Origin of the sequence: Ruegeria meonggei, assembly GCF_900172215.1 — a bacterium.
Classification (GTDB): domain Bacteria; phylum Pseudomonadota; class Alphaproteobacteria; order Rhodobacterales; family Rhodobacteraceae; genus Ruegeria; species Ruegeria meonggei.
This window is the reverse complement of the sequence record NZ_FWFP01000014.1, coordinates 111840-138370: the sequence shown is the minus strand read 5'-3', so window position 1 is coordinate 138370 and position 26531 is coordinate 111840. Positions and strand designations below refer to the sequence as shown.

Sequence of the window (26531 nt, the reverse complement as noted above, 5' to 3'; positions counted from 1 at the left end):
CATACGCTTGGAAGTCACCAAAATACTTGGTGATCGCTGCGGTCAGCGTCGTCTTGCCGTGGTCAACGTGGCCAATCGTGCCAATGTTCACGTGCGGCTTGTTACGCTCAAACTTTTCCTTTGCCATATCCTCAGGCGCCCTTTTGCGATTTGGGGGACCCTTGGTCCCGTAAGTTACATCTGCGCGCGCGAGATATTGGGTTCAAAGGGGAAAATCAAGCACATCCTGAGGGAAACGGGGATATCATGCCGGATTTTGTGGAACCACGGCTGAATCAAGCGGTTGGATCAGGTTCGGCCGCTTGTCGAACCAACCATTTTCTTTGTGCTCTTCGGCTAGCCATTCCTCGACCCGGTCGGCAACTTTCAGGGCAAGACCGCTCATCTGCTCTTCTTTGGTTCGTTCGTGCCCGGACCCTTTGAAGGCGCTGCCGCCTGTCGTATCTTCCAGAACCTGGAATTTCTTACCCTTAGCCAGAAATTCCTTCTTGTTCACGTCATACACATTCACCAGCACGATGGCCGTACTTTTCGGGTTGTAGATAACCGGAATTCCCGGAGGCGCCAGCATGTAACCTTCGAGGCTGATGCCTACATCGTATTCCTGCGCGCCCTGATAGCGGCCCATTCTGATGTCGACTGCGTTTTGAATGGCCGCAGTCCATTCGTCAGGCGTTGCATCCCGCGACACCGGCCCTTTCACTGCCTTGCCAGCAAAGGCATAGTTTACCCGCAACTTGAATTCGCCCAGGCTTTCTGGCTCTTCAAAAACCTGCGTCTGGGTGCAGGCACCCAACAGGGCCAACCCGGTAATCAGTGTCAGAATGCGCAGCATGAATTCACCTCGATAAGCCCGTTTTTCTTTGATCTAGCGCACCGATACAGCCTGTGCCAAGCCGTATCGGCATAAAACCACTCGCCCGGGCGGGTGATCACGAAAATTTATAGTCGCGCGGAAAGCCATAAGGTGACTTTTTCCCAACGCTGGCACGTTTGGCCAGCCATTGTGACAAGTCAGCCTCATGCCGGGTTTTGTCGCCACCCATCGACCATTTTAAACCTTCTTCCCAGTTGAACGTTGTCAGATCGGATAGCCCGCCATCCAACTCCAACGTGCCCTGACGACCCCGCGCCATATTGTACTTTTGTAGACGCACCCCTTTGCCGCGAGTCATCTCGGGCAGTTCCTCGGTCGGGAAGACCAGGAACTTCCCGTTCTGGGACACAACAGCCACGTGGTCCCCGTCAATGGGTTTGCAGATCATCGCAGTTTCCGGTGCTTTTACGTTCAGCACTTGTTTGCCGTTGCGGGTCTGGGCCAGCACGTCATCCTCGGGCACCACAAACCCGTTGCCTGACCCAGAGGCCACCAGCAGCTTGCGCCCCGGCTTGTGGATCAGGATGTCGATGATCTGCGCCTCGTTCGGCAGATCCACCATCAGGCGCAGAGGTTCACCCATACCGCGCCCGCCGGGCAGGCTCGCGGCACTGACGGTGTAGAACCGCCCGTTAGAGGCAAACACCAGCAGACGGTCGGTCGTTTCAGCGTGAAAGATGAAACGGGCGCCATCGCCATCCTTGAACTTCAACTCACGGGTCAGATCGATATGGCCGGTCATGGCGCGGATCCAGCCCATCTGAGAACAGACAACAGTGATCGGCTCACGGTCGATCATCGCCTCAAGCGGGACCTCTTCGACCTCACCAGCCAAAGCAAACTGGGTGCGACGAGCGCCGCCTTCGTAGTCCTTGCCGAATGTCTTTTTGGTTTCCTTCAGCTGTTCAGCGATTTTGGCCCATTGCAGGTCTGGGTCGGCCAGCAGATCTTCGAGGTTGGCGCGCTCTTCCATCAGGGCATCACGCTCGCGAACCAGCTCCATCTCTTCCAGACGGCGCAGGCTGCGCAGGCGCATGTTGAGGATCGCATCGACCTGCACCTCGGACAACTCACCCTCACCCGGCTTGGGCGATACGTAATCCGCCTCGTTGGTGGCGCGGACGTGGTCGATGCCCCAATCCTCGCGCATTAACGCAGCCTTGGGGTCGTCGTCGTAGCGAATGATGTCGATCACCCGGTCGAGGTTCAGGAAGGCAACAATAAAGCCTTCAAGTACTTCCAGCCGGTGGTCGATCTTGGCAAGCCGATGCTTTGAGCGGCGCAGCAGAACCTCTTGCCGGTGATCAAGGAAGGCCCGCAGCACTTCCTTCATCGAGCAGACCTTGGGTGTCACCCCGTCAATCAGAACGTTCATGTTCAGGCTGAACCGAACCTCAAGATCCGAGTTGCGATAGAGCATGCCCATAAGCACCTCAGGATCCACGTTCTTAGAGCGCGGCTCCAGGATCAGGCGGATGTCATCGGCGGATTCGTCGCGCACATCACCGAGGATCGGGATTTTCTTGGTCTGGATCACCTCGGCGATCTTTTCGATCAGCTTGGATTTCTGAACTTGATAAGGAATCTCGGTGACCACGATCTGCCACTGGCCGCGGCCCAAATCCTCAACCTCATACCTACAGCGCAGGCGGAACGACCCGCGCCCGGTGCGATAGGCCTGCGCAATATTCTCGGGTGGCTCGACAATCACGCCGCCGGTCGGGAAATCAGGCCCGGGCACGTAATTCAGCAAGGTGTCGTCGCGGGCATCGGGCACTTTGATCAGATGCAGGCAGGCATCGCACAGTTCCGCAATGTTGTGCGGGGGGATGTTGGTGGCCATACCCACCGCAATCCCGCTGGAGCCATTGGCCAGCAGATTCGGGAACTGCGCGGGCAGCACAACAGGCTCGGTCAGCGTGCCGTCATAGTTATCGCGGAAATCAACGGCGTCTTCGTTCAGACCTTCTAACAGCGACTCGGCGACAATGGTCATCCGTGCCTCGGTGTATCGCGAGGCCGCCGGGTTATCGCCGTCGATATTGCCGAAATTCCCTTGTCCGTCGACCAGCGGGTAGCGGACGTTGAAGTCCTGCGCCAGACGCGCCATCGCATCATAGATCGCGGCATCACCATGTGGGTGATAGTTACCCATCACGTCGCCCGAGATTTTGGCCGATTTTCTGAAACCGCCGCTGGCACTGAGTCGCAGCTCGCGCATGGCATAGAGGATTCGCCGGTGTACCGGCTTCAGGCCATCGCGCGCGTCAGGCAAAGCCCGGTGCATGATGGTGGACAGCGCATAGGTCAGATAGCGTTCACCGATTGCGCGGCGCAGCGGCTCGGCTATCTCGCCCCCGTTGTCAGGGGCCTCCATATTGGGGTCGTCGATCGTATCGTTCATATATGATGTGATACGCCGCAAGTGCGCGCGGGTAAAGCAAGCAGCGCATATTTTGCTGGGGACAAGTCGCGCTTTTTGCAACAGGGGGAGACAACCCCCCGATTTCCCCCGTTTTTCGACTCGGGTCACCAAATATGCTAGGCTGACTGGATTAGACTGCTGCCTATTTCTTGTTTCTTACGATTGACCCGGGGGATGCGCCATGACGCGCCTTATTGTTATTACTTTCGCAGCGCTAGGTTGGTGCTTTTATGTAATTAGCGGAGGCGCGGAATTCGAACCCCGCGGCCTGCGCAGCGACCAACCCGAACGTATTGCTTCCGTTCCAAAACCGTCACCTGTCGCACCGGCACGCGTTGAAGAACTTGTGACCCAAGTGGCCGCACGTGCGCCTCAGGTCCGCGCTCAACCGGCGCCCGCCAGCGAAGACATCGCTGAGATCGTGGCCGAAACCGCCGATCTCGGGTCCTTCTCAGGCTTTTCGGTTTTTGATGATCAAGGCGCCAGCATCACGCTCGCCTCGCTAGAGGATGGTGTGGCCGGATTGCAGCAGGTTACCGAAGACGTACAGGAAGACATCGCAGAAACTCCTACGGTTCCGGAACCCGTGAAAGACATTCGCGAGATCTCGGGCACGCGTGTGAACATGCGCGACGGCCCCGGCACGATCTATCCTATAGTCGGCAAGGCAACCATTGGTCAGAAGGTCGAAGTTCTAAGCGACTCTGGAACCGGCTGGTTGCGCCTGCGCGTGTTGCCCCAGCAACAGGTTGGATGGATTTCAGGGTCTCTTGTTCGAAAAACATCAAACTGACGTTCTGCTGTCATTGTCCTGACCCGAACCTCACAATAGCTTTAGTTCAGGTTCAACTTCAGGAAGATCATGCAGAAAACTATTCTCATCACCGGCTGCTCATCCGGGATCGGTCTTGATGCGGCGCATGGAATGCGTGCTCGCGGGTGGCGGGTGTTTGCGTCCTGCCGTCAGCAACGGGACTGCGACCGGCTGCGCGCGCAGGGGTTTGAAAGCCCGCGCATCGACTACACCGACGCCGACAGCATCGCCGCAGGACTGGCCGAGGTTTTGGAGGCCACCCAAGGCACGCTGGATGCTTTGTTCAACAATGGCGCACATGGCCTGCCCGGCGCAGTCGAAGATTTACCAACGGACGGTCTGCGCCATATCTTCGAGACCAATTTTTTCGGCTGGCATGAACTAACCCGACAGGTGATTCCGGTCATGAGGACCCAGGGGCATGGGCGAATCGTTCAGAATTCGTCGGTTCTGGGTTTGGTCGCTTACCCGTGGCGCGGTGCTTACGTCGCAACAAAATACGCGGTCGAAGGGTTGACCGATACGCTGCGGCTAGAACTGGCCGATACCGATATCAAGGTGGTTCTGATTGAACCTGGTCCGATCACCTCGAAAATCCGCGAGAATTCGATCCCGGTGTTCGAACGCTTTATCAACTGGCAAGGTTCGGCCCTGCGTGACCGGTATGAAGCATCCTTGTTGAAAAGATTATACGAATCCTCGGGACCCGACCGGTTCGAACTGCCCGCCTCGGCGGTGACCGACAAGCTGGCCCATGCGGTTGAATCGAAACGACCCCGTGCCCGGTACTATGTGACGACGCCAACCTATATTGCTGGATACCTGCGCCGCATCCTGCCCACCCGCACCATCGACCGCATCCTGTCAGACGTCTGAGGCAAAAATTCCCGTTCGCTTTTCACGCCTCCGACGTTAGATGATAGGCCAACGAAACAAGAAACCCGGACGGTGTACTCATGGACCTTTTGATGGTCGTTCTCCTGTTGGCCATGGCAGCGGTTGTTGTTGTGCTGGCGATTGGCATCGCCAATTTCGGCAAAAGCGGGAAAAGCGCTGCTTTGAAAAGCAACAAGATGATGCAGTTGCGCATCCTATTCCAATTCATTGCCGTGGTGCTGATCGTGCTCTACGTCTATCTGCGCGGACAAGGAGGTCAGTAAATGGTCGTTCTCAACAAGATTTACACGCGCACAGGCGATGACGGAAAAACTGCGTTGGGCAATGGCGAACGCGTCGCCAAATACGCGGGCCGCGTGGCAGCCTATGGCACAGTGGATGAGTTGAACGCATTTGTCGGCGTTGCCCGCACCGAGGCTGACAGTGAAGTCGAAGCCGCGCTGTCGCGTATTCAGAACGACCTGTTCGATCTGGGTGCGGATTTTTGCCGCCCCGACATGGAAAAGGACACCGAGGCCGATTACCCTCCGCTGCGCATTGTCCCTGCTCAGATTGACCGGCTCGAGGCCGAGATCGACGCAATGAACGAAACGCTTGAGCCGCTGCGCAGTTTCATTCTGCCTGGCGGTTCGCGTCTGGCGGCCAATCTACATGTCTGCCGAACCGTGTCGCGTCGGGCCGAGAGACTTGCCGTTGAGCTGACCAATATGGAGCCGGTGAACGAAGTGGCGGTAAAATACCTCAATCGCCTGAGCGACTGGTTTTTTGTTGCCGCCCGCTGCGCCAATGAAAACGGCACCAAGGATGTCCTGTGGGTTCCGGGCGCGAACCGTTAAAAGCCGCCAGCAAAGCAATAAAATTACTGGCCGTTGCGTCAAAAAACACAAAACGCGACGTCCCAAACCCATGACGTGACGATTTTGCCCTGTTACCGCGTGAACTGAGACGCTATTCAGGCGTCCGAGAGCATTGGTGGAGTCGCGTCGCGGCTCACCGTTTTTGTGAGGAGCAAGCGCAAAATGAAGGTACTCGTGCCTGTCAAACGCGTGATTGACTACAATGTGAAGGTTCGCGTGAAAGCGGACGGTAGCGGTGTCGATCTCGCCAATGTCAAAATGTCGATGAATCCATTCGACGAGATTGCGGTGGAAGAAGCCATCCGCCTGAAAGAAGCGGGCAAGGCCGATGAGGTCATCGCGGTTTCAATTGGCGTCAAGCAATCGCAGGAAACGCTGCGCACTGCGCTGGCCATGGGCGCGGACCGCGCAATTCTGGTCATTGCCGCTGATGACGTGCATCAGGACATTGAGCCTCTGGCCGTTGCCAAAATCCTGGCCAAAGTGGTCGAGGAAGAGCAGCCCGGTCTGGTTCTGGCTGGTAAACAAGCCATCGACAACGACATGAACGCCACCGGTCAGATGCTGTCAGCTCTGCTTGGCTGGTCGCAGGGCACTTTTGCCTCTGAGGTCGACATCGAAGGCGACAACGCCAAGATCACCCGTGAGGTGGACGGCGGCCTGCAGACCATCAGCGTCAAGATGCCAACCATCGTTACCGTTGATCTGCGTCTGAACGAGCCGCGTTATGCGTCGCTGCCCAACATCATGAAGGCGAAGAAAAAGCCTCTGGATGAGAAGACCGCCGCCGATTACGGCGTCGACGTCTCACCGCGTCTGGAAGTCGTCAAAACCGAAGAGCCCGCAGCGCGCGCCGCAGGTATCATCGTCGGCTCAGTGGATGAGCTGGTCACGAAACTCAAAGAAGCGGGGGCTGTGTAATGGCTGTACTTCTTCTTGCCGAAGTCAACAATGGTGAGCTGGCGATGGACGCCACCGCCAAGGCCGTCAACGCCGCAAAGGCGCTGGGCGATGTGACCGTTCTGGCCGCAGGCGGTTCTGCCGCTGCGGCGGGTGAGGCCGCTGCCAAGATCGACGGCGTTTCCAAGGTTCTGGTTGCCGAAGACGCGTCGCTGGGTCACCGCCTGGCGGAATCGACCGCAGCACTGATCGTGGGGCTGTCTGACAGCTACGAACACATCGTGGCACCCGCCACCACCGACGCCAAAAACGTCATGCCGCGTGTTGCCGCGCTGTTGGATGTAATGATCGTTTCGGATGCGTCCGGTGTGGTTGATGGGTCGACTTTCGAGCGCCCGATCTACGCGGGTAACGCAATCCAGACCGTGAAATCGAACGACGCTAAAAAAGTCATCACCATCCGGACCGCCAGCTTTGATGCGGCCGGCGAAGGTGGCTCGGCAGCAGTTGAGACCATCGCGGTTGGCGACAACCCTGGCCTGTCTGAATGGGTCGAGGACAAGGTCGCCGAGAGCGATCGTCCGGAACTGACTTCGGCTGGCGTTGTTGTCTCGGGCGGCCGTGGTGTCGGCTCGGAAGAAGACTTCAAACTGATCGAAGGTCTGGCCGACAAGCTGGGCGCCGCCGTTGGCGCATCGCGCGCGGCTGTTGACTCGGGCTATGCCCCGAACGACTGGCAGGTGGGTCAGACCGGTAAGGTTGTTGCCCCGGACCTGTATGTCGCTGTCGGCATCTCGGGTGCGATCCAGCACTTGGCGGGTATGAAAGACTCGAAAGTCATTGTTGCGATCAACAAAGACGAAGAAGCGCCGATCTTCCAGGTTGCCGATTTCGGTCTGGTCGCCGACCTGTTCCAGGCCGTACCGGAACTGACCGAGAAACTCGGCTGATTTTCGGAACAGAACTTTCAAGATTGCAGAAGGCCCGCCAATCGGCGGGCCTTTTTCAGTTCAGGTTCCGGACCGGTGCAATCAGCGCCTCGGCGACGGATTTATGCGCCGCCGGGCCGATCATGTGTTCGGCCATCGGCTGCTGAAGGGTTCCGAACAGCATGTCCTCCAGCTCATCCGAATGGCCCGAAACAAATGCCGAAACCTGCGCATAACCCGCGCTGACCGATCGCACCTGTTCAAGCATCTGATCGGTGATTGAAACCACCATTTTTCCGCCCTGAAGGGCACTGTCCTGATGGCGTAGAACCTGAAGGTTCAGCAGAAGGACAGGTGTTTTCAGCTTTCCCAATAGATCGCGGATTTTGAGCACCCAGTTTCGGCGCAGCTCTTCTGCCACGATTTCAAACCGGGCGTCGTGTTGGTCCTGCAATAGGGACATCAGATGGCACACGTAATGAACATCCGCAAAATCGACTTCGGGGTAGAGCGCAATCAAATCCTGTGTCGGCGCCAGTACCCGGTCATTGCGCCGGGAATGGACACGGTAGAAGTGATTCGTCTGCCCCAGAACGCTTGGCGCCTGCAGAATACACAGCTCAGCCTCGGTTATGAGCTTGAACAGACCCGTATCCCCGCACAGCGTATCAAGCCCGCAAAACAGACTGCCCAAATTCAGGCACCGCCTGTCCAGCTTTTCCTCTAGAATCGCTGCAAAGGGACGGTCGACAAACCGCCCAAAGGTTTCATCCGCGCCGACACATGCCATGTAAGGCGTGTCCAGCGACCGTTCCGGCCCACGAAACCAGAGACGTGATCCGGCGTATTGGCATACGGCATCCTCGGGTCCCCCCGAGCCTGTTTGATGATAGCTCATAACACTCACCCATTTTTCACCCGGTGCCATCTTGCAGCCGCAAGTCTTGAGAATCTCCTAATGTGCGCATTTGAAGCAAATTCGAAGGGCTTGATCCTCTTGCCGCCCGCACCGATCTGCCGATACTGTCGCCCTAACCCGTGACACAGAGGCACCTGAAGATGGATGTAAAATCAGTCGGAGTGATTGGCGCAGGCCAGATGGGCAATGGTATTGCCCACGTCCTGGCCCTGGCCGAGTATGACGTTCTGATAAACGACGTAAATCAGGATGCCCTGAACAGCGCCGTGGCGACGATCGAGGGTAACCTGGCGCGCCAGGCCTCGCGCGGGAAGATCACCGACGAGGCGATGCAGGCAGCGTTGTCGCGGATCAAGACCACGATGGACCTGCCGCAGCTGGGCCAAACCGATCTGGTCATCGAAGCTGCCACCGAACGTGAGGCAATCAAACAGGCGATTTTTGAGGATCTGCAACCACATTTGCTGCCGCATACGATTCTTACATCGAACACGTCGTCCATCTCGATCACACGTCTGGCCAGCCGCACGGACCGCCCCGAACGTTTCATGGGGTTTCATTTCATGAACCCGGTACCGGTGATGCAACTGGTGGAACTAATCCGCGGTATTGCTACGGATGAAGAGACGTTCAGTGCCTGCAAGACAGTCGTGGACCGGCTCGGAAAAACCGCCGCCAGCGCCGAGGATTTCCCTGCCTTCATCGTGAACCGTATCCTGATGCCGATGATCAATGAGGCCGTTTACACCCTGTATGAAGGGGTCGGGAATGTGCAGTCCATCGACCAGTCTATGAAGCTGGGGGCAAACCACCCTATGGGGCCGCTGGAGCTGGCCGATTTTATCGGTTTGGACACCTGTCTTGCGATCATGAACGTATTGCATGAAGGTCTGGCAGATACCAAATATCGCCCCTGCCCGCTGTTGACCAAATATGTTGAAGCCGGATGGCTTGGACGCAAGACCGAGCGTGGTTTCTATGATTACAGAGGCGAGGCCCCGGTTCCGACCCGGTAGGGTCGTCGGGGGGCCAGTCCCCTCGCCCGGATTTTATTCGGGCTCACCCCCGGGATATTTATTGCCAGATGAAGAATCGGATCAGGGTTTGAGCGATTGACCCAAGGCCAGCGTGTACTTTCTGAGCCAGGCCATAAAGCCGCGCGGGTCGCGTTCCAGAAGTTGCATGTCCTCATCCGAAATCGGTGCGCCAATCACCGGGGATTGCGGCTTGTTGCAGGACCGGACAATCTCGTGCAGCAAGAGACCCTGCCGCAGGATAGCCGATACCCTGTTGGCGATCTGATAAGCGCGCGAGTTGCGGCCTGGGAAGAAAATAGGCACCACCTGAGCGCCAGAGCGGCGGATCATTTTGGCGGTGAATACGTTCCATTCCCGTTCCTGCGCCGGGCCGAACCAGTCATCCGACGACATCACAACGCCCGACGGGAACAAGGCCACGACCCCACCTTCCTTGAGGTGGTCCATCGCTTTGCCTCGCATCTCCAGCATTTTCATCTGCGCTTCGGGGTCATGCTGAAACGGAACAGGGATCATGAAGGAGGTCGCGGCCTCATCCAGCCCTGTCAGAACCGAACGGGTGAGAATGCGGTAATCACTGCGCACCTGTCCGATCAGCTCGGCCAGGATCATGCCGTCGACCATGCCATGTGGGTGGTTGGCTACTACAACCACAGCACCTGTTTTTGGAATGCGCGCGATCTGTTCTGCTGGCGTGGTCAGATCGATGCCCATCACCTTGAGCGCACCGCCCCAGAACCTCTGGCCACGATAATACTCGTTCTGTTTCTCGAACTTGTTCACCATGCGCAGAATGGTCAGTTTGCCCGTGCACCATTCGATGGCGCGGATGGCCGTGGAAGTCCAGACATCGTCGAAGGAGTTTGCGTAGGTCAGGGTTCTACGGTCGTAGATTTCACCCTGATCCTCGGTCCCATCTACCACCGGGCTTGTCTTGGTCTCGTGCGTCGTTTCCGCCAATTCCTGATCTTCCCGTTTTTCTATCGCGGCTGACGTCGTCAGAACCCTTCCCCGAATTTGTCATTCACCAGGGTTTCCACAGCATCGGCCAACGCCTCAGCATCAGGTCCGGACGTCTCGACGTCAATAGTCGTTCCGCGTGATGCTGCCAACATCAAAAGGCCCATGATGCTGTCACCCGCGGCAGAAAGACCGTCCCTGGACACCTCGGCCTGTGCGTCAAAGCCCTCGACCACCTCGACCAGTTTTGCCGAGGCCCGGGCGTGCAGGCCTTTTTCATTAACGATTTTCAAGCTTCGGAGGGTCATTCTGTTTCTGTCCGGTCTTCTTCCAATGTCACATTTTGCGCATTGATGTATTTGCGTCCAGCCTCCATCGCCTGCCTTACGGCATCGCCAATAGGAAGGTGGCGGGATTTGGCCAGTTTGATCAACATAGGCAGATTCGCTCCGTAAAGGATACGCCGATCCTGCGGTGCGCAAGCCCGCAAGCTCAGATTCGATGGGCTGCCTCCGAACAAATCCGTAACAACAACTACGCCGTCGCCAACATCGACACTGTCGGCAGCCGCGCAGATCTCGCCTTGCTTTTGCGTGCGGTCATGGTCGGCCTCGATCGAGATCGCGGCCAGGCCGGGTTGCTTTCCAACCACATGCTGCATCGCGGCCAGATATTCTCTGGCCAGCCCGCCATGTGCTACGAGTACGATCCCGATCAATCCGACCTCACATTCAACGATCGACGTTCCATTTCGCGATGCCTAACTGCCACTTGCTGCACCTCTTCTGCAAGAGCCTTTGCAACCGCTTCTGCAATGGCCACAGATCTGTGTTGCCCTCCGGTGCAGCCAAAGGCCACGGACAGGTGCGCTTTGCCTTCGGCCCGAAAGGCCGGCAGCAGCAGTTTCAGCAGATCAACAACGCGGTCAAAAAACGGCGCATAGTTCATGTCGGCCTGAACATAGCGCGCCACGTCCGGGTTTCGACCGTCTTCTGCCCTCAGGTCCGGTCGCCAGTACGGGTTGGCCAGAAACCTGCAGTCAAAAACCATATCCAAACCGCGCGGAAGGCCGCGCTTATAGGAAAAGGATTCGATAGAGACCGCCAGATGTCTCCCGTCCTTGGGCGCAAACCAGCGGTCGACCTCTTCCCGCAACTGATGGACGTTCAAAGTAGAGGTGTCGATCAAAGTGTCGGCGATCTCTCGGATGGGGGCCAGCAGTTCCTTTTCCTGCCGCACGCCGGTTTCTGGGCCTGCTTCGGCAGCAACCGGGTGACGCCTGCGGGTTTCCGAGAAACGGCGTACAAGAACTTCATCACTGCAATCGAGGTAAAGTGTTGTCAGGTCGACATTCTCCATGCGCCTGAGCTTGACCGCCAGTTCAATGAACCCGATTGTCGAGAAATCCCGGTTGCGCGCATCAATGCCCAACGCCATCGGCTGATCGCTTTGCGGCCCATCAAGTAGGCGCAGCAACAGGCCCATCGGCAGGTTGTCGATGGCTTCAAACCCCAGATCTTCAAGAACACGGATCGCCGTTGATCGCCCGGCCCCCGAGGGTCCGGTCACCAGAACAATGCGCCGTTGTGTTGTCATGTGCCGAGCCAATCCGGGTCCACGCGCCCCATTTTCAACAATTGCAAAAGTGCTGCTGGCAAGTTGGGGATAGCCGCCGCCCGAAGCAAGGGAACAGTTTGCCTCAGGAGTTGGATCGTGACGGGATCGGGCAGTCGCGCCTGTTCCGTTTGGTCCAGATCCACAACATAGGTTACTTCCGTCGCCCCCGCTGGCTGTGCGCGTACCAAGCCGATGCCGCGGGCTTCGATCAATCCGCGGATACTTTCGGGGGCATCCGCCAATACCTGCCCATCGACCATGCGCAACTCCACCCGGTCATCAGCCACCAAAATGGCCCCTGCCGCGATCATCTGCAGCGCAAGACCCGATTTGCCAACGCCAGAACGCCCAACGATCAGGGCGCCGCACCCACCTACAGCGACGCAGGTGGCGTGAACGATGGCGTGGTCTTTATCCTGAAAGTCTAAGAGCGTCTGGCCACTCATGCGCTTACACTGGCAACCCCACGACAAAGCGTGCGCCCAGTGGATCCGATGTGATGTCCGCTTCGGTCGGGCGGATGTTCTCGGCCCAGATTACGCCGCCATGGGCTTCGACGATCTGTTTGGAAATGGCCAGCCCGAGACCCGAATTGTTGCCGAAATGCTCGGCCGGCCGTTCGGAATAGAATCGCGTGAACACCTTGGTCAACGCCTGTTCGGGGATGCCAGGGCCGGTGTCTTCGACCACGATCAGAACCCGATTTTCCCGGCGGCGCACCCAGACACGGATCGCATCGCTTTCCTCGCAGAAGGAAATCGCATTGGTAATCAGGTTGACGAAAACCTGCGCAAGACGGGCCTCGAGCCCGTTCACGACGATGCTTTTGGATGGCAGATCGGTAATATAGTCAATCCCCTTGGTCCGGGCCTCCTCGCCCAGGTATTCACCAAGATTGCCCAGCAATTTCAGCAGATCAAAGGGCTGTTCTTCTTCCTTGACCAGTTCCGCGTCCAGACGGGACGCGTTCGAGATATCGCTGACCAGACGGTCCAGTCGCCGCACATCATGCTCGATCACACCCAAAAGCTTGTTCCGCTGATCATCGCGCTTGACCATACGCAAGGTGCCGACGGCGGATTGCAGGCTGGCCAGCGGGTTCTTGATCTCATGGGCCACATCAGCGGCAAACTGTTCGTTGGCGTCGATGCGATTGTAGAGCGCGGTTACCATCCCGCGCAAAGCGCGGCTGAGACGCCCGATTTCATCCGGACGCGCGCTGAGGTCGGGGATACGTATCCGGCCCGGATTGACACCCGCGCCCCGATCCTTGCCCATCTCGGCGGCGGCGGCCAGATCAGCCAAGGGGTTCGCGATGGTCGAGGCCAGAACAAGGCTCAGGCCGATCGACACCAACAGGGCTACGACGAACATCTGCAGAATCCGCTCTTGTTCTTGCCGCGCCAGTGCATCGATTTGGCCCGCAGGCCCGGCCATCGCCACGGCACCCACGGGAAGATCCGCCTGCAGAATCGGTGCGGCGGCCACGATAACAGTCTGGCCGACATCATCCTTAACGGCCTGAACCTGCATCTGACCCATCAGAGCCTTCGGAATAATCTCTTGCACACGTTGTGCAAGGGTTGGGGCCTCATCCGGGGCAGATCGAGTAAAGATCCTGGACAAACCCGTCCAGACCGCGTTCAGCGCATCGCTGATCAATGTACTGCCGGTCTGAACCTCGGCCTTGGATCTGAGTAATACCGGCATCTGTGCTGAAGCAGGTGCGCCCCGCGTCCAGCCAATAAGCGTCCCGCCTGCGTCATAGACAAAAACCTCGCCCCCGACAGGAAGGCTGAGGCCTGCAAGCGTGTCTTTGACGTCCAGAACCGAAGCATCCTGAGGCGGGCCGGACGCGTTCTGACGCAGCTGTGCCTCGAACACGTTGCTGACAAGTTGCGCGTCGCCGATCAGGTTGCGCGCGGTCTGCTGCACCTGCTCTTCCCGGGAAGAGTCGAGATACAACAACCCGGTAACAAGGATAACCAAAGCAATCAGGTTGAAGGTTATGATCTTTCGGGCAAGGGGCGATCCACGCAAGGAAAACAGATTGCGACGGCGGCGCGATGCACGCAGCTCGGCAGAATCAGAATCCTGCGGGATGACCCAATCATCCCCCAGAACGACATCACCGTCCCGCAATTCGCTGGCTTGTTCCGTATCGCGCACGAGACCCGGTTACCTCTTTAAAGCGGCCACGCTTATTCTTCGTTGTACCTGTATCCGATACCATACAACGTTTCGATAGCCGAAAACTCATGATCTGCGGCGCGCATCTTTTTGCGCAGACGCTTGATATGGCTATCGATGGTCCGGTCGTCCACATAGACTTGGTCGTCATATGCGACGTCCATCAGTTGATCCCGGCTTTTGACAAAACCCGGACGCTGCGCCAGGGCCTGCAGCAACAGAAACTCGGTCACAGTCAAAGAGACATCCGACCCTTTCCAGCTGACTGCGTGGCGCAATGGATCCATCCGCAGCTCGCCCCGCTCCATCACTTTGGTGTCGCCGGTTGTGGCGTTGGTCACGTCACCCGTGGTTGCCTCTTGCCGGCGCAGAAGCGCGCGAATGCGTTCAACCAGCAAACGTTGCGAGAAAGGCTTTTTAACATAGTCATCCGCGCCCATCCGCAGCCCCAGAACTTCGTCAATCTCATCGTCCTTGGACGTCAGAAAGATCACTGGCATCTGGGTTTTTTGTCGCAACCGTTGCAGCAGGTCCATGCCATCCATCCGAGGCATCTTTATATCCAGAACGGCCATGTCGGGCAGCTTCTTGTTGAAAGCGTCCAGTGCCGCCTGACCATCGTTATACGTTTCAACCTCGAAACCTTCAGCTTCGAGCGTCATGGACACGGACGTCAGAATGTTTCTATCGTCATCCACCAGTGCAATCTTTGACATCGGGTTCACCCCTATTCCTGCTCACCTGCGCAATAATGCGCTTTTTTGTAAGTCATTGTTGGCGTTTTTGATGCGCCGAATCAATCCGTAACTGCGAATCATGCCTTTCTTGCGGCAGCTATGCGGCAAAAATGCCTTGCCGCCCGCAAATTACTGCCCGGATTTCCGACAGGAAATTCGTGATGGCGCTAAACCTGGACTTGGTTGCGCTAACTGCGCCAAACCGTCCTGTTCATGCCCCAAATGACCATGGTAAGACCCGCCCAGCCGCCGGGTTTTTCCCGGCATACTGCCCCAAGAGCGCACGCGACCCAACCACCGCAGCGCCGCCACAGGAGAAGACACACATGACATCTGGACGGGTTAACCCGCAATTCCGCCTCGAGGATCAGGGCATCGAGGGTCTGGGCAATGTCTATTACAACTTCATGGAACCGGCGCTGATCGAAGAAGCCCTCAAGCGGGGTGAAGGCACGCTTGGCAATGGCGGAGCCTTTCTGGTCACCACCGGCAAGTTCACCGGCCGGTCCCCCAAGGACAAGCACGTCGTCAAGACCGACACCGTCAAAGACAGCATCTGGTGGGAAAACAACGCCGCGATGACCTCTGAGGGGTTCGATGCCCTTTATGACGATATGCTGGCGCATATGAAGGGCCGCGACTATTTCGTGCAGGACCTGGTTGGCGGGGCCGACCCGGCCTATTCGATCAAAGTGCGCATGGTTACCGAGCTGGCCTGGCACAACCTGTTCATCCGCCACCTGCTGCGCCGCCCGGATCGCGAAGACCTGGACGAGTTCACATCAGATTTCACCGTCATCAACTGCCCCAGCTTTCAGGCCGACCCGGCCAAGCACGGTTGCCGCAGCGAGACCGTGATTGCGATGAACTTTGATCGCAAGCTGATCCTGATTGGCGGCACCGAATATGCGGGCGAGAACAAAAAGTCCGTCTTTACCCTGTTGAACTACATGCTGCCGGAAAAAGGCGTGATGCCGATGCATTGCTCGGCCAACCACGCGGTTGGCAATCCGGTCGACACCGCAGTGTTCTTTGGCCTGTCCGGCACCGGCAAGACCACATTGTCCGCCGACCCAGCCCGCACTTTGATCGGTGATGATGAACATGGCTGGTCGGATCGCGGCACCTTCAACTTTGAGGGCGGCTGTTACGCCAAGACAATCAACCTGAACGCCGAGGCCGAGCCGGAAATCTACGCGACCACCACCAAATTCGGCACGGTAATCGAAAACATGGTGTTCGATCCCGAAACCAAAGAGCTGGATTTCGAAGATGACTCGCTGACCGCGAATATGCGCTGTGCTTATCCGCTGGAGTATATTTCGAACGCGTCCAAAAGCGCGTTGGGCGGGCATCCCAAGAATATCATCATGCTGACCTGTGATGCCTTTGGTGTGCTGCCTCCGATCGCGCGGCTGACGCCGGCGCAGGCGATGTACCACTTCCTGTCGGGCTTTACCTCGAAAGTGGCCGGGACCGAGCGTGGCGTGACCGAACCGCAGCCGACTTTCTCAACCTGCTTTGGTGCGCCGTTCATGCCGCGCCGTCCCGAAGAATACGGCAACCTGCTGCGCGACAAAATCGCCCAGCACGGCGCGACCTGCTGGCTGGTTAACACCGGCTGGACCGGCGGCGCCTATGGCGTTGGAAGCCGGATGCCGATCCGGGCCACCCGCGCCCTGCTGACCGCCGCCCTGGAAGGTTCGCTGCGCGATGCCGAATTCCGTAAGGATGCCAATTTTGGCTTTGACGTGCCTGTGTCAGTACCCGGAGTGGCCGAAGTGCTGCTGGACCCGCGACGCACTTGGGATGATCAGGCAGCGTTCGACAAACAGGCCGAGAAACTGGTGCAGATGTTCGCCGAAAACTTTGAACAGTATCTGCCGTTCATCGACGAAGACATCAAAGCCGTCGCCATTGGCTGACAAAATTACGGGGGGGGGTGCATGCGCGCCCCCCAGTTTTTGGGTCACATGCTTAAAAGTAATCTTCTTTAAGTTGCATTGTGATGTAAGCGCATACAAATTCGTTGCCCGAACGCCCTGCGTGAGGTATTTCATGACGTCATAAGGAAAATAGGTCCGGCGCATTTCTGCACCGAACCGAAAGAAAAAGACCTAGGGGCAGCTCGAGCAGACCTTCACATCAGCAAATTGAGCAACCTAATCAGATAACTAGTGTATTCCAAAGGGGATAAGTGTCAAGTTGAGATATGCTAAAACACTCAAACCAGCATGTCACTAATTGTCGCGCAAAGGCGGCACACGGCACGAAAAACGATGGGTAGAATATGACCGAAATCTCAAAACTGACCGAACTGCGCAAATTGATGCAGAGCATGGAGCGGACACTTGGGCTGGAGCAACTCTCTCCGGTTGAACGCGACATCTATTATGCAGCCGAGGAATTGTCCAAAGCGGACCAGGAAGTGCGCACATTTGGCTTGATCGAACACACCCTTGTCCAAAGCGTTTCGCGTCCGACATTTTTCCGGGCACTTAAATCGTTGGTGCAAAAGGGTTACCTGTCGCAAAGCGGCATGGCCAATCGGGGACGGTATATCGTACATGCCCCCAGATGACGCCCCTAACCTGCGCTGTGGTTGCTGAAACCCGTGCGCAGGTGGGCCTCTGACACGTTCTATGCCTCTATGGCCTATGTGGTTGCATCGTTCCTCACGTTCGAGGTTCTGATGCCGCTACAGAACGTGTTCTTTCCTGAATACCCCAGCAGGGCAAGCCTGCTGTTTCTGCCACACGGCGTGCGGGTTTTGTCGGCCTGGCTGCTAGGATGGCGGTCGATCTTTGCGTTGTTGCCAGGAGTTTTCCTGGTATTTGCATTTCTCGGTGGTGCCGACGTCTTCCTGCCAAGCCGATTGTTGGCCATCGCGATTGCCGTCACAACCGTTCCCGCTGTATTTTACCTGTTCAAATGGGTTGGCTGGGATTTGTTTCCACGGGCAGACCGAAATCCCTGCTGGTCCTGTGTCATGGGGGTGGGGATCATCACCTCATTCCTTGTGTCCGGCCTGACCAACATGGCGTTTGGCAGTGCTCGCGCGGAATATGTCGCTTTTCTGATAGGCGATATCTCGGGTCTGTTTTTCCTGATGCTCGGGTTGTATTTCACACTCCGCCTAATAGACAGCCGGAGCTAGCCAAACACCGCACGTCGCAGCAAATTCACCCCCGCGACCAGCAGCACAATCAGCGTTACCTTTCGAAACAACACCTGATCGATGCGAGACTGCAGTTGCATACCAATCCACATTCCAGCCAGCGCGGGCGCGATCAAAACGGCCGATAAAGGCGCAGTCTCAGCCCGCAAGACACCCGATCCCAGATGCGCCAGCAGCAGCGCAAACGCACCCAGCCCATAAATCACCCCCTGAACGCGCATTTGTTCGGCCTTGGGCGTGTTTAACGCTGTCAAATAGGCCACCGTCGGCGGCCCCCAAACGCCTGACATGCCACCCACGAACCCGGCGATCGCACCAATTCCGACCTCAATACGTACCGAGGGTTTGTTAAGGGTCAGGCGGACACCCAGGATTTGAATCAACGCAAAGAATGTAACCGGAGCGCCGATCATCAACAAAAAGGTGCGAGCTGGCACAAGGCTGACGAGCTGAGCCCCGGCCAGAAGGAATACCAACCCAACAAGCAGGAAGATGCGAAACTTGCGGATCGACGACACAGCCGCTGACACACCTTCGCGCAACGCCTGAACGCCATTGGTAACCAGCGTAGGCAGGATCAATCCGGCGAGGGCCACGTCAGGCGGTAGAAACATACTCAGCCCGGACACCAGAACCATAGGCATGGCAAACCCCACCATGCCCTTGACCCATCCGGCCAAAACAGCGACAGCCAAAGCCAGCAACAAGTCCTGTGGTGTCAACATCGGGAAAAACGTCATGACCTCCTGATATCACTCCTGACGGGCGCTGCACTGCAAAATTTGCAAAGCAATTTTCGAACTTTTTCGCAACGTAATTCGTATTTTTGTTGCGCTGCACGTGCAGCATGATATGACCAGACGACCCAAGGAGAGACCTGATTCATGGCCCATGACGGACAGGATATGACCCAGATGAACACATCCGCGATTTTGCCCGAGCTGCTGACTCTGACACGCGCAGCCGTGCCTGCCGTTGAAACAGTGTTCGAACGCGCGCGCGAGTCGGTTCGGGCTCTGGTCTCGGCGGATGGCCGGGTGTCCGGTGCGCTGATCGAAGTCAACCAAACGGCGGCTCATGGCCTGGCCTGGCTGGCGACGTACAATCAGTCACTGCAACAAATGCAACGCTGGGCCGAAGCCTTGGAGGCAGACGGAAAGTTCGGTGAGATCGAACAGTTGCTGCTCCAGATCGCCTTTGGTGAATACCTGCATCAGGTCGCGGGCGGCATCCCGATGAACCAGGGTGAGGTTCTGCGCCTTCAGGATATGGGATTGGGCTGGGACGCCCTGTCCGGTTTTCAATGCGCAGAAGTGCAGACACTAATGGCGCAGGCCAACTCTCAGGCCGCCCGTACGCGTCTTGTTCAGCTGATGGAAGATCAGGCCGGTGCTACAATGTTTGGCGCTTCCGGTTTGGACGAAGAACTTGAGATGATCCGCGACCAGTTCCGCCGCTATGCGCAGGAAAAAGTCGAACCCAACGCCCACGATTGGCACCTCAAAGACGAGCTGATCCCGATGGAAATCATTGAGGAACTGGCCGAAATGGGTGTTTTCGGTCTGACCATCCCCGAAGAGTTCGGCGGATTTGGCCTGTCCAAAGCCTCTATGTGTGTGGTCTCGGAAGAGCTGTCGCGCGGCTATATCGGCGTTGGCTCATTGGGTACCCGGTCCGAAATTGCGGCCGAGCTGATCATCGCAGGCGGCACAGACGAGCAAAAAGCCAATTGGCTGCCTAAAATCGCCAGCGCCGAGATTTTGCCGACCGCCGTATTCACTGAACCCAACACAGGTTCGGACCTTGGCAGTCTGCGCGCCCGCGCCGTCAAGGATGAGAATGGCGATTACCAGATCACCGGCAATAAAACCTGGATCACCCACGCGGCGCGGACCCATGTGATGACGCTGCTAGCCCGCACCAACCCCGACAGTACCGATCACCGCGGCCTGTCGATGTTCCTGGCGGAAAAAACACCTGGAACGGACGAGAACCCCTTCCCCACCCCCGGCATGACTGGCGGTGAGATTGAAGTGCTGGGTTACCGCGGCATGAAGGAATACGAGCTGGGCTTTGATGGCTTCAAAGTCAAGGGTGAGAACCTTTTGGGTGGCGAAGAAGGCAAGGGTTTCAAACAGCTCATGGAAACCTTCGAATCCGCCCGTATTCAGACCGCGGCCCGCGCCATCGGTGTGGCCCAAAGCGCGCTGGACATCGCCATGCAATATGCGCAGGACCGCAAACAGTTCGGCAAGTCGCTGATCAACTTCCCCCGCGTGTCCGGCAAGCTGGCGATGATGGCGGTCGAGATCATGATCGCACGACAGCTGACCTATTTCTCGGCTTGGGAAAAAGACAACGGTCATCGCTGCGATCTTGAGGCCGGGATGGCCAAGCTGCTGGGTGCCCGCGTGGCCTGGGCTGCTGCCGATAACGGCCTGCAAATCCACGGCGGCAACGGCTTTGCACTGGAATACAAGATCAGTCGCGTTCTATGCGACGCACGCATTCTAAATATTTTTGAGGGAGCCGCCGAAATTCAGGCACAGGTCATCGCACGACGTTTGCTCGGGTGACCCTTTTCGGCACTCCTGTTTCCCCAACTGACCCGGCCTTTGTGCCGGGTCTTTTTCTTTCACAGGTGGTTTCCAGGATCCCCTGTACAAGCCGAAGCCGATTTACTCAAACAGCACGGGATCAGTCCTGACCAGCCAGCACCAAATCTTCCCCCTTTGATTTCCGCCAGAACCCCGATACAGCAACCATCGGAACGCCCACAGCCCGGAATTGCTGAACACGACATGATCCGATTGATATTTGCACTATGGGCGAGTTTCGCTGCAATCGCTTTGGCTGGCTGCGCGACCACGCAACCGACTGCCAGCCAGAACGACATCACCAATCTGGCACAGGCGATCCAAAACCTCGGGCCAAATGTCGACCCGGTCGAAGCGCGGCAGGCCGCCACTATCGCTTACACCTACTCGCAGCAGCTGGCATTGGATTGGGACGTCACCGATCCCGCCATCATCCACAACGCCAAGATCATCAACGGGTTCCGTGAAAAGGGGCTGTGCAACGACTGGGCTCAGGCGATGACCGGGCGCTTGCGGCAGGAAAATTTTCGTACGCTGGACATGCATTGGGCCACATCTCCGCCGACACCATTCCGTATCATCCACCACTCGGCTTTGATCAGTGCCAAGGAAGATTCGATGTATGACGGCCTCATCCTCGACCCCTGGCGCAACAGCGGCGCCCTGTTCTGGGCACCGGTCCGCGAGGACACGCGATACAACTGGCGTCCCCGTTCGGAAGTGCGCGAACAACTGCTCAGCGGTGCGCTGCCCTATTGAGGGCACAGCAACCCGTTCCTTTGACACACGCGATAGGCTAAGACCCCTTATGATCCGCTTGATACTGATGCTGCCCCTGATGGCCCTCTTCCAGTGCGACAGGGGTGAAACCGTTGCCGCCTACGGCGCTGCAGATCAAACATGGGTGCTGCAGGAAATTGATGGACGCCCGTTCGAGGCCAGCGCCCTGCTGCGCTTTCCTGAAGAAGGCAAGATCACCGGCAACGCCCCCTGCAACAGCTATAACGGCACCCTCAGCGCGCCCTACCCGTGGTTCGAGGTGCAGGACCTGATTTCCACCCGCGCCGCCTGCGCCGGGCTCGAGGATGAAGGGTTCTATTTTGCTGCCTTGATGGCGATGACCCAGTCCGAAGTCTCAGGTGACGTACTGATCCTGCGCAATGAGGACGGGCACGAGATGATGTTCAAAGCCGCCGAATGACCTGATCCACAAATCGCGCCCGTGCCTCGGGCAGCGGGGTATGGCCCAGAGATGGGGCCAAACGGTGTTCCAGAAAATAGCCGGTGGTCTGCAGGCCGTCTGCAATCTCGGTATCGGGCGCAGCGCCTTCGCCACGCAGGCAGGGCGGCAGAGGCAACAGCTTGTCCGCCCATTCCCCTGCCCCTTGGGTGCTGACTGCCCGACCGGTTTTGGGTGAAACATAGATCAGCCCGTCCGTCGCACCGGTCACGGCACAGGCCGATAGATCAAGGCCAAAGCCCAATTCCTCGAGCAGTGCCAGTTCCCAGCGCAGATAGGCCAGCGGCCAGATCTCATCCTGCCCCAGCAGGTCCATCAACTGTTCGGTCTGCTTATAGATCGCCGGATGTGGTTCCCTCTCGGGCAGGCAAAAGGACAAAAGCGCCACGCTGGCGTTCAACCCGGCCAGCGCCAGCCGCCCCGAAAACGCTGCCGCTGCGCGCGACCTGAGAGGTTCGACCTGAAAGCTACCGAGATGTTCCTCAAGCCGCGCCCGCCAAAGCACGTCCAGCTGTGCACCGGGCTGCAGGATCGGCGCAATCTTGCGGCTGGTTCCACCGCGTACAACTCCGGCATGTCGCCCGTGGCCTTCGGTGAAGACCTCGATGATCGCCGATGTCTCGCCATGGCGGCGAGAAGTCAGAAGAATGCCGTGATCGCGCCAGTCCAAGTGCGGGTCCTGTTCGTGATTGCGTCAGTATGAGGGCACAAGACCGTGATGAGCCGAATTCTGCAAGCGTTAAGGATGTTAGGTTTCAAGAGCTATACTAAAGGACAAGTTCAATGGTGTGGACTAAAGGATGCTCTGCGGACAGAACGGGCATTCGTCTTATTGGCGGCAATGGCTGCAGTGCAGCCCAATCCGGACATTCGTTACAAGACTTTGCATTTTTGGCTTTCAGGATACTTGGCCTCGATGTGCTTTGTTGCTGTCATCTGGGGCGGACTCTCGTCTTAGGTCGTGGGTGTAGTCTCGGGTAACGTCAGCCATCACCAAACGGTAGCTGTTAAAGAAGCGGGACCGGCCAAGCGCTTGCGCGCGACGATGCGCAGGAAGATTTCGCCATTTGGTTACAGCATCTTCGTCCTCGAAGTAGCCGATGGCGACAAATCTGCCGGGTTTGGCTGAGCTTTCAAAACGTTCGATTGAAATGAAGCCTTCAATACCATTCAGGTGTTCGCGCAACTCCGTTGACGTTTGCATGTAGTCGTCCATTTCATGCGCTTCAACGTCGAACTCAAATACCATAACAATCATGTGTGTTGTCCATCTAGTTTGATTCTTCGGGTGATACCTATCAGTAAAACGGCTCTATTGTTTCGATGCGGGTCGAAGCGTTGATGATGCTGAACTCGTTGTCTTGTTGGTAAGAAAGTCTCGAACTCATGTCGCGTGCACCTTCTGGCTGTCAGCCGGCGCCTGCTCTCGATCAAACATGCCATAATCCCGGATCACGTTGGCGATCCGCAGGCGGTAGTTATCAAAGACCCCGGAGCGCCCTTTCGCTTGCGCGCCTCGATGTGCGGTGAGGTTGCGCCAGCGTGCTACTGCGTCTTCATCTTCGAAGAACGACAGAGACAGGATTTTATGCGGATCCGTTAGGCTTTGGAACCGCTCGACCGAGATGAATCCCTCGACATCATTGAGCATCGGGCGCATTTCTGCTGCGATGTCGAGATACTCGTCCTTGCAACCCTTTGCCGGTTCGACCTCAAAGATTACAGCGATCATGTGCCCTCTCCGTACGGTGAAGAAGCGAGCTTGAGCCAGGTACGATCTTCGCGGAGCAAAAACTTCTCCTTTTGGGCAAACTCGTAGTTTTTCCGCCCGAGAGGATCGGTGGCCAAGCGCACTCGGTAGGCCTCGTAGTCTGCAAGGCTCGCTACATTGTAAATGCCATAAGCGAGCGTCGACGACCCTTCATGAGGCGCGTAGTAGCCGATCAGATCAGCGCCACAGCGCGGGATCGCCTGACCCCAGTTGCGGCAATACTCTTCGAACTGGACCTTCTTGGTCGGGTCTATTTGGTAACGGATAACGCAAGTCAACATGACGGACTCCTTCCAGTGTGTTTTGCCAATCCTAGCTGATTGCTTTCCGCCAATGCTTCGACTAAGATCGAACTATGAAAGAAGGTCCAGATATCGCTCATATTGCCGCTTTGATCGGCGACCCCGCCCGCGCCAACATGCTAACCGCGCTGATGAGTGGCAAAGCCCTGACTGTCAGTGAACTGGCGGAGGAAGCTGGAGTGACGATCCAGACCGCCAGCTCGCATCTTTCGAAACTGGACGATGGTGGGCTTTTGCGTCCTCGAAAGCAGGGGCGGCACAAATATTTCGCACTCGCGAGCGACGAAGTAGCGCATGTCCTGGAGGGCCTGATGGGACTTGCGGCGGGGTCGGGATATTTACGCAAACGGACAGGCCCGAGAGACGCGGAATTGCGGCTGGCCCGCGTTTGCTACAATCATCTGGCAGGGGACATGGGTACTCAGATGTTTGATAGCCTCGTAGAACGCGGGCATTTGGTTCTGGATGGCGAGGAACTTGAACTGACCGAAGCAGGTGTTGCCTTTGCAACAGGCTTCGAAATTGACATCGAAAGCTTACGCAAGGCACGTGCGCCGGTTTGTCGAGAATGCCTGGATTGGAGTGAGCGCAGGTCCCATCTGGCAGGGAGCTTAGGCCGCGCGTTTCTCGGTCGCTTCGAGGAACTGTCCTGGGCCAAACGAGATCAGAAAACGCGGGTAGTGACGTTCACGCGGAATGGAGCAGAGAAATTTAACAAGCTCTTTCCGGTGACCTAAACCGCTCGTGTTTCTACAAAGCAGACATTGCGTGGGCTGGGGCAATGTCCGCAGCGCGGTTTTCACTACAATTCGGCGAACGACCGCACCAAGCTCTATTGAGACGTCGGTTTCTTGCTCTCACAAGCCATTAGGGTTACCAAATTTGGCCACACAATGCCAAACCCGTTTTAGCGTTTGTTCATCGGCTCTTTCGTATTTTCGGGCCAGCCCAATTTGTCGAGGCGTTAAAACTCCGTTTTCAAGAAGAGAATACGCCAAACTCGCCGCTTCTTCGTCTCGATAAGTCGCACAATCCAAAATCCGGCTTGCGTCCATCCTAAAGCCCGAATGCCACCGGATTGGGCAACCCAGCCTTTTCGCCACTACTTCGATCTCCGTTCCCTTGTAACAGGCATCGAAAGCGGCGGCCTCTACGTCCTCCTTAACAATCAACGGCCCATGGACGTGAGCTTCGATGTAGTTATCGAGTTCATCTAGAGCTGAGATGTTTTCAGCCGCTAGTGAAGGAAGATTCATTCGGTCTGCCACACCGAAATTCACAGGATCGAAGTAGCTGTCAGGATAGCAAAAAGTTGAACGCTGTAGGACTTCGAACCTCATGCGAAGATGACAGGAGCCAAAACGCGGCGAGCCCCCAGTTGCCCAATTAAGGTGGTTCAATGCTCCGTATTTGGGACGTTGATCTGGCTCTGCATTGTCGTACGCGGCGCCAAACATGCGGCTTTCCCAAATCCAGCGGTCTCCTCCTTGATGAGCCGTCAAGCCGCCATTGCTGCTCCCTTTTTCGAACTGTGAGTAATAGATGCCATCTTTGGCGAGCGCCTCAATCATCCAACCTGTTCCCTGAAGCGCGTCCGGATGAAAGTTGATCGTGACTCGAAAACTGTGTGGGACCGGCGCGCCGTGCGAACGCAGGCGTACATGATCAATCGCGTTTTGAGCCGGTTCGGGAAGCATGTGGTTTCGACTATTTCCACTGAATTTGGTCATTGATCTTATGCACGTTACTCAAGGTGCAATTAGATTGCGAACGGCAGCCTTGCCCTGAAATAAATAGGATCTCGAATTTGAGATTCTCAACGCAACCGGATTTTGCCGTCTCGCTATCATGAGGACGAAGCAATTCAACTCAAGCGAGATGTGTCGAGCAAACTTGGCTCGGGTAATCCGACTGAGAAACAACGACTGTGCAGCCGGCGCCAAAATATTCTTGGTCCACGGTGCCGTCTTTAACACTTGTTCAATGTCCTCTTTGAGCCGTGAAGATCGGAAAGTTTTGCAAAGTTCACTTTCTGCGCATTGCCATCGTTGGGGCATCGCGCAGCATCGATAAAGCGGGCTCTTCTGACACCTTCGCCGCTTGCGGTGGAAACATCGGCTCCTGAAGAGTGAACGGCCGAGCATCGAACAAAGCAACACAAGATCAAAGATTTGGGCTAACGCATCGATAACAGGTTCGATTCCGTCCTTTGCAAAAGCCATGCTGCGCAGGCATTGGGCAGGTATGAGCCCTTATCTACCGCTTTCTCGATGCCTTGCCTCAC

General features: G+C 56.9%; 31 protein-coding genes. 14 read left to right on the top strand and 17 right to left on the bottom strand.

Translation table 11 applies throughout. From position 1 onward, the window contains the following. The 3 genes from RUM8411_RS20035 to RUM8411_RS20025 form a co-directional block, all read right to left on the bottom strand. On the bottom strand, positions 1-127 hold a 127-nt coding region (locus RUM8411_RS20035; RefSeq protein WP_234995247.1), incomplete at its 3' end, for a GTP-binding protein. 117 nt (positions 128-244) lie between these two features. Further along, positions 245-835: a hypothetical protein gene (locus RUM8411_RS20030; RefSeq protein ID WP_085824494.1), complete on the bottom strand. Its 591-nt coding sequence runs from the start codon at positions 833-835 to the stop codon at positions 245-247. Between the two features lie 97 nt (positions 836-932). Then, the gene (locus RUM8411_RS20025) at positions 933-3281 is read right to left on the bottom strand and encodes a DNA topoisomerase IV subunit A (RefSeq protein WP_085824493.1); all 2349 of its coding nucleotides are present in this window, start codon (positions 3279-3281) and stop codon (positions 933-935) included. A gap of 202 nt (positions 3282-3483) precedes the next feature. Here RUM8411_RS20025 and RUM8411_RS20020 point away from each other — a divergent pair, with 202 nt between their 5' ends. The 6 genes from RUM8411_RS20020 (at position 3484) to RUM8411_RS19995 (ending at position 7720) form a co-directional block, all read left to right on the top strand. Next, positions 3484-4095: an SH3 domain-containing protein gene (locus RUM8411_RS20020; RefSeq protein ID WP_234995304.1), complete on the top strand. Its 612-nt coding sequence runs from the start codon at positions 3484-3486 to the stop codon at positions 4093-4095. A 69-nt stretch (positions 4096-4164) separates the two neighbouring features. Next, the gene (locus RUM8411_RS20015) at positions 4165-4992 is read left to right on the top strand and encodes an SDR family NAD(P)-dependent oxidoreductase (protein ID WP_085824492.1); all 828 of its coding nucleotides are present in this window, start codon (positions 4165-4167) and stop codon (positions 4990-4992) included. 80 nt (positions 4993-5072) lie between these two features. Continuing rightward, on the top strand, positions 5073-5276 hold the full coding sequence (locus RUM8411_RS20010) for a twin transmembrane helix small protein (protein WP_085824491.1): 204 nt from the start codon (positions 5073-5075) through the stop codon (positions 5274-5276). Then, the gene (locus tag RUM8411_RS20005; RefSeq protein ID WP_085824490.1) at positions 5277-5849 is read left to right on the top strand and encodes a cob(I)yrinic acid a,c-diamide adenosyltransferase; all 573 of its coding nucleotides are present in this window, start codon (positions 5277-5279) and stop codon (positions 5847-5849) included. 183 nt (positions 5850-6032) lie between these two features. Continuing rightward, entirely contained in the window at positions 6033-6791 is a 759-nt protein-coding gene (locus RUM8411_RS20000; protein WP_085824489.1) for an electron transfer flavoprotein subunit beta/FixA family protein, read from the top strand. Next, positions 6791-7720 (top strand): electron transfer flavoprotein subunit alpha/FixB family protein, encoded by a 930-nt coding sequence (locus RUM8411_RS19995; protein WP_085824488.1) that lies wholly within the window; start codon positions 6791-6793, stop codon positions 7718-7720. The genes RUM8411_RS20000 and RUM8411_RS19995 overlap by 1 nt, the downstream gene beginning before the upstream one ends. A gap of 55 nt (positions 7721-7775) precedes the next feature. Here RUM8411_RS19995 and RUM8411_RS19990 read toward each other — a convergent pair whose 3' ends face one another. Next, complete coding sequence (locus RUM8411_RS19990; protein WP_234995303.1) at positions 7776-8597, bottom strand: DUF6473 family protein; 822 nt, start codon at positions 8595-8597, stop codon at positions 7776-7778. Positions 8598-8758: 161 nt separating this feature from the next. Here RUM8411_RS19990 and RUM8411_RS19985 point away from each other — a divergent pair, with 161 nt between their 5' ends. Next, positions 8759-9634 carry a 3-hydroxybutyryl-CoA dehydrogenase gene (locus RUM8411_RS19985; RefSeq protein ID WP_085824487.1) on the top strand — a complete coding sequence of 292 codons (876 nt, stop codon included), beginning with the start codon at positions 8759-8761 and terminating at the stop codon, positions 9632-9634. An 81-nt stretch (positions 9635-9715) separates the two neighbouring features. Here RUM8411_RS19985 and RUM8411_RS19980 read toward each other — a convergent pair whose 3' ends face one another. Genes RUM8411_RS19980 through RUM8411_RS19950 form a run of 7 tightly spaced genes read right to left on the bottom strand, consistent with a single transcriptional unit; the run spans position 9716 to position 15138 of the window. Beyond that, positions 9716-10615 carry a lysophospholipid acyltransferase family protein gene (locus tag RUM8411_RS19980; RefSeq protein WP_085824486.1) on the bottom strand — a complete coding sequence of 300 codons (900 nt, stop codon included), beginning with the start codon at positions 10613-10615 and terminating at the stop codon, positions 9716-9718. A gap of 38 nt (positions 10616-10653) precedes the next feature. Continuing rightward, positions 10654-10923, bottom strand: a complete 270-nt coding sequence (locus RUM8411_RS19975) for an HPr family phosphocarrier protein (RefSeq protein ID WP_085824485.1) — start codon at positions 10921-10923, stop codon at positions 10654-10656. Beyond that, positions 10920-11333 (bottom strand): PTS sugar transporter subunit IIA, encoded by a 414-nt coding sequence (locus RUM8411_RS19970; RefSeq protein WP_085824484.1) that lies wholly within the window; start codon positions 11331-11333, stop codon positions 10920-10922. The genes RUM8411_RS19975 and RUM8411_RS19970 overlap by 4 nt, the downstream gene beginning before the upstream one ends. Further along, a complete protein-coding gene (gene rapZ, locus RUM8411_RS19965) occupies positions 11330-12211 on the bottom strand; it encodes an RNase adapter RapZ (protein ID WP_085824483.1) in 882 nt (293 codons plus the stop codon). Before rapZ ends, RUM8411_RS19970 begins: the two co-directional genes overlap by 4 nt. Beyond that, on the bottom strand, positions 12208-12678 hold the full coding sequence (locus RUM8411_RS19960) for an HPr kinase/phosphorylase (RefSeq protein ID WP_085824482.1): 471 nt from the start codon (positions 12676-12678) through the stop codon (positions 12208-12210). The genes rapZ and RUM8411_RS19960 overlap by 4 nt, the downstream gene beginning before the upstream one ends. A gap of 4 nt (positions 12679-12682) precedes the next feature. After that, entirely contained in the window at positions 12683-14401 is a 1719-nt protein-coding gene (locus RUM8411_RS19955) for a sensor histidine kinase (RefSeq protein WP_085824481.1), read from the bottom strand. A 32-nt stretch (positions 14402-14433) separates the two neighbouring features. Further along, a complete protein-coding gene (locus RUM8411_RS19950; protein ID WP_085824480.1) occupies positions 14434-15138 on the bottom strand; it encodes a response regulator transcription factor in 705 nt (234 codons plus the stop codon). Positions 15139-15485: 347 nt separating this feature from the next. Between RUM8411_RS19950 and RUM8411_RS19945 the strand changes: the two genes are divergently transcribed. From RUM8411_RS19945 to RUM8411_RS19935, 3 genes are all read left to right on the top strand, one after another. After that, entirely contained in the window at positions 15486-17084 is a 1599-nt protein-coding gene (locus RUM8411_RS19945; RefSeq protein ID WP_085824502.1) for a phosphoenolpyruvate carboxykinase, read from the top strand. Between the two features lie 365 nt (positions 17085-17449). Beyond that, positions 17450-17740, top strand: a complete 291-nt coding sequence (locus tag RUM8411_RS19940) for a hypothetical protein (protein ID WP_085824479.1) — start codon at positions 17450-17452, stop codon at positions 17738-17740. A gap of 33 nt (positions 17741-17773) precedes the next feature. Next, positions 17774-18316: a hypothetical protein gene (locus RUM8411_RS19935; protein ID WP_234995302.1), complete on the top strand. Its 543-nt coding sequence runs from the start codon at positions 17774-17776 to the stop codon at positions 18314-18316. Here the strand turns inward: RUM8411_RS19935 and RUM8411_RS19930 are convergent. Further along, positions 18313-19077 (bottom strand): sulfite exporter TauE/SafE family protein, encoded by a 765-nt coding sequence (locus RUM8411_RS19930; RefSeq protein ID WP_085824477.1) that lies wholly within the window; start codon positions 19075-19077, stop codon positions 18313-18315. The genes RUM8411_RS19935 and RUM8411_RS19930 overlap by 4 nt on opposite strands. A 144-nt stretch (positions 19078-19221) precedes the next feature. On the opposite strand from RUM8411_RS19930, the gene RUM8411_RS19925 reads away from it, so the two are divergent. The 3 genes from RUM8411_RS19925 to RUM8411_RS19915 all read left to right on the top strand — a co-directional run bounded on the left by RUM8411_RS19925 (position 19222) and on the right by RUM8411_RS19915 (position 22135). Then, entirely contained in the window at positions 19222-20913 is a 1692-nt protein-coding gene (locus RUM8411_RS19925) for an acyl-CoA dehydrogenase family protein (RefSeq protein WP_085824476.1), read from the top strand. Between the two features lie 225 nt (positions 20914-21138). Further along, positions 21139-21693 (top strand): hypothetical protein, encoded by a 555-nt coding sequence (locus RUM8411_RS19920; RefSeq protein ID WP_234995301.1) that lies wholly within the window; start codon positions 21139-21141, stop codon positions 21691-21693. 49 nt (positions 21694-21742) lie between these two features. Further along, entirely contained in the window at positions 21743-22135 is a 393-nt protein-coding gene (locus RUM8411_RS19915; RefSeq protein ID WP_085824475.1) for an META domain-containing protein, read from the top strand. On the opposite strand, the gene recO is transcribed toward RUM8411_RS19915, so the two are convergent. The 4 genes from recO to RUM8411_RS19895 form a co-directional block, all read right to left on the bottom strand. Continuing rightward, a complete protein-coding gene (recO, locus tag RUM8411_RS19910; RefSeq protein ID WP_085824474.1) occupies positions 22119-22844 on the bottom strand; it encodes a DNA repair protein RecO in 726 nt (241 codons plus the stop codon). The genes RUM8411_RS19915 and recO overlap by 17 nt on opposite strands. A 228-nt stretch (positions 22845-23072) precedes the next feature. Then, positions 23073-23432, bottom strand: a complete 360-nt coding sequence (locus RUM8411_RS19905; protein WP_085824473.1) for an antibiotic biosynthesis monooxygenase family protein — start codon at positions 23430-23432, stop codon at positions 23073-23075. A 126-nt stretch (positions 23433-23558) separates the two neighbouring features. After that, the gene (locus RUM8411_RS19900; protein ID WP_085824472.1) at positions 23559-23906 is read right to left on the bottom strand and encodes an antibiotic biosynthesis monooxygenase family protein; all 348 of its coding nucleotides are present in this window, start codon (positions 23904-23906) and stop codon (positions 23559-23561) included. Beyond that, positions 23903-24226 (bottom strand): NIPSNAP family protein, encoded by a 324-nt coding sequence (locus RUM8411_RS19895; RefSeq protein ID WP_085824471.1) that lies wholly within the window; start codon positions 24224-24226, stop codon positions 23903-23905. The genes RUM8411_RS19900 and RUM8411_RS19895 overlap by 4 nt, the downstream gene beginning before the upstream one ends. A 74-nt stretch (positions 24227-24300) precedes the next feature. Here RUM8411_RS19895 and RUM8411_RS19890 point away from each other — a divergent pair, with 74 nt between their 5' ends. Continuing rightward, positions 24301-24984, top strand: coding sequence for an ArsR/SmtB family transcription factor (locus RUM8411_RS19890; RefSeq protein WP_085824470.1), 684 nt, complete (start codon positions 24301-24303; stop codon positions 24982-24984). 120 nt (positions 24985-25104) lie between these two features. On the opposite strand, the gene RUM8411_RS19885 is transcribed toward RUM8411_RS19890, so the two are convergent. Beyond that, a complete protein-coding gene (locus RUM8411_RS19885) occupies positions 25105-25977 on the bottom strand; it encodes a DUF3626 domain-containing protein (RefSeq protein ID WP_200818613.1) in 873 nt (290 codons plus the stop codon). Positions 25978-26531: the final 554 nt, after the last annotated feature.

Excerpts from the sequence above, each read along its gene's own strand:
- RUM8411_RS20030 (WP_085824494.1), bottom strand. The coding sequence starts at position 835 with ATGCTGCGCATTCTGACACTGATTACCGGGTTGGCCCTGTTGGGTGCC.
- RUM8411_RS20025 (WP_085824493.1), bottom strand. The coding sequence starts at position 3,281 with ATGAACGATACGATCGACGACCCCAATATGGAGGCCCCTGACAACGGG.
- RUM8411_RS20020 (WP_234995304.1), top strand. The coding sequence starts at position 3,484 with ATGACGCGCCTTATTGTTATTACTTTCGCAGCGCTAGGTTGGTGCTTT.
- RUM8411_RS20015 (WP_085824492.1), top strand. The coding sequence starts at position 4,165 with ATGCAGAAAACTATTCTCATCACCGGCTGCTCATCCGGGATCGGTCTT.
- RUM8411_RS20010 (WP_085824491.1), top strand. The coding sequence starts at position 5,073 with ATGGACCTTTTGATGGTCGTTCTCCTGTTGGCCATGGCAGCGGTTGTT.
- RUM8411_RS20005 (WP_085824490.1), top strand. The coding sequence starts at position 5,277 with ATGGTCGTTCTCAACAAGATTTACACGCGCACAGGCGATGACGGAAAA.
- RUM8411_RS20000 (WP_085824489.1), top strand. The coding sequence starts at position 6,033 with ATGAAGGTACTCGTGCCTGTCAAACGCGTGATTGACTACAATGTGAAG.
- RUM8411_RS19995 (WP_085824488.1), top strand. The coding sequence starts at position 6,791 with ATGGCTGTACTTCTTCTTGCCGAAGTCAACAATGGTGAGCTGGCGATG.
- RUM8411_RS19990 (WP_234995303.1), bottom strand. The coding sequence starts at position 8,597 with ATGAGCTATCATCAAACAGGCTCGGGGGGACCCGAGGATGCCGTATGC.
- RUM8411_RS19985 (WP_085824487.1), top strand. The coding sequence starts at position 8,759 with ATGGATGTAAAATCAGTCGGAGTGATTGGCGCAGGCCAGATGGGCAAT.
- RUM8411_RS19975 (WP_085824485.1), bottom strand. The coding sequence starts at position 10,923 with ATGACCCTCCGAAGCTTGAAAATCGTTAATGAAAAAGGCCTGCACGCC.
- rapZ (WP_085824483.1), bottom strand. The coding sequence starts at position 12,211 with ATGACAACACAACGGCGCATTGTTCTGGTGACCGGACCCTCGGGGGCC.
- RUM8411_RS19960 (WP_085824482.1), bottom strand. The coding sequence starts at position 12,678 with ATGAGTGGCCAGACGCTCTTAGACTTTCAGGATAAAGACCACGCCATC.
- RUM8411_RS19950 (WP_085824480.1), bottom strand. The coding sequence starts at position 15,138 with ATGTCAAAGATTGCACTGGTGGATGACGATAGAAACATTCTGACGTCC.
- RUM8411_RS19945 (WP_085824502.1), top strand. The coding sequence starts at position 15,486 with ATGACATCTGGACGGGTTAACCCGCAATTCCGCCTCGAGGATCAGGGC.
- RUM8411_RS19940 (WP_085824479.1), top strand. The coding sequence starts at position 17,450 with ATGACCGAAATCTCAAAACTGACCGAACTGCGCAAATTGATGCAGAGC.
- RUM8411_RS19930 (WP_085824477.1), bottom strand. The coding sequence starts at position 19,077 with ATGACGTTTTTCCCGATGTTGACACCACAGGACTTGTTGCTGGCTTTG.
- RUM8411_RS19925 (WP_085824476.1), top strand. The coding sequence starts at position 19,222 with ATGGCCCATGACGGACAGGATATGACCCAGATGAACACATCCGCGATT.
- RUM8411_RS19920 (WP_234995301.1), top strand. The coding sequence starts at position 21,139 with ATGATCCGATTGATATTTGCACTATGGGCGAGTTTCGCTGCAATCGCT.
- RUM8411_RS19915 (WP_085824475.1), top strand. The coding sequence starts at position 21,743 with ATGATCCGCTTGATACTGATGCTGCCCCTGATGGCCCTCTTCCAGTGC.
- RUM8411_RS19905 (WP_085824473.1), bottom strand. The coding sequence starts at position 23,432 with ATGATTGTTATGGTATTTGAGTTCGACGTTGAAGCGCATGAAATGGAC.
- RUM8411_RS19900 (WP_085824472.1), bottom strand. The coding sequence starts at position 23,906 with ATGATCGCTGTAATCTTTGAGGTCGAACCGGCAAAGGGTTGCAAGGAC.
- RUM8411_RS19895 (WP_085824471.1), bottom strand. The coding sequence starts at position 24,226 with ATGTTGACTTGCGTTATCCGTTACCAAATAGACCCGACCAAGAAGGTC.
- RUM8411_RS19890 (WP_085824470.1), top strand. The coding sequence starts at position 24,301 with ATGAAAGAAGGTCCAGATATCGCTCATATTGCCGCTTTGATCGGCGAC.
- RUM8411_RS19885 (WP_200818613.1), bottom strand. The coding sequence starts at position 25,977 with ATGACCAAATTCAGTGGAAATAGTCGAAACCACATGCTTCCCGAACCG.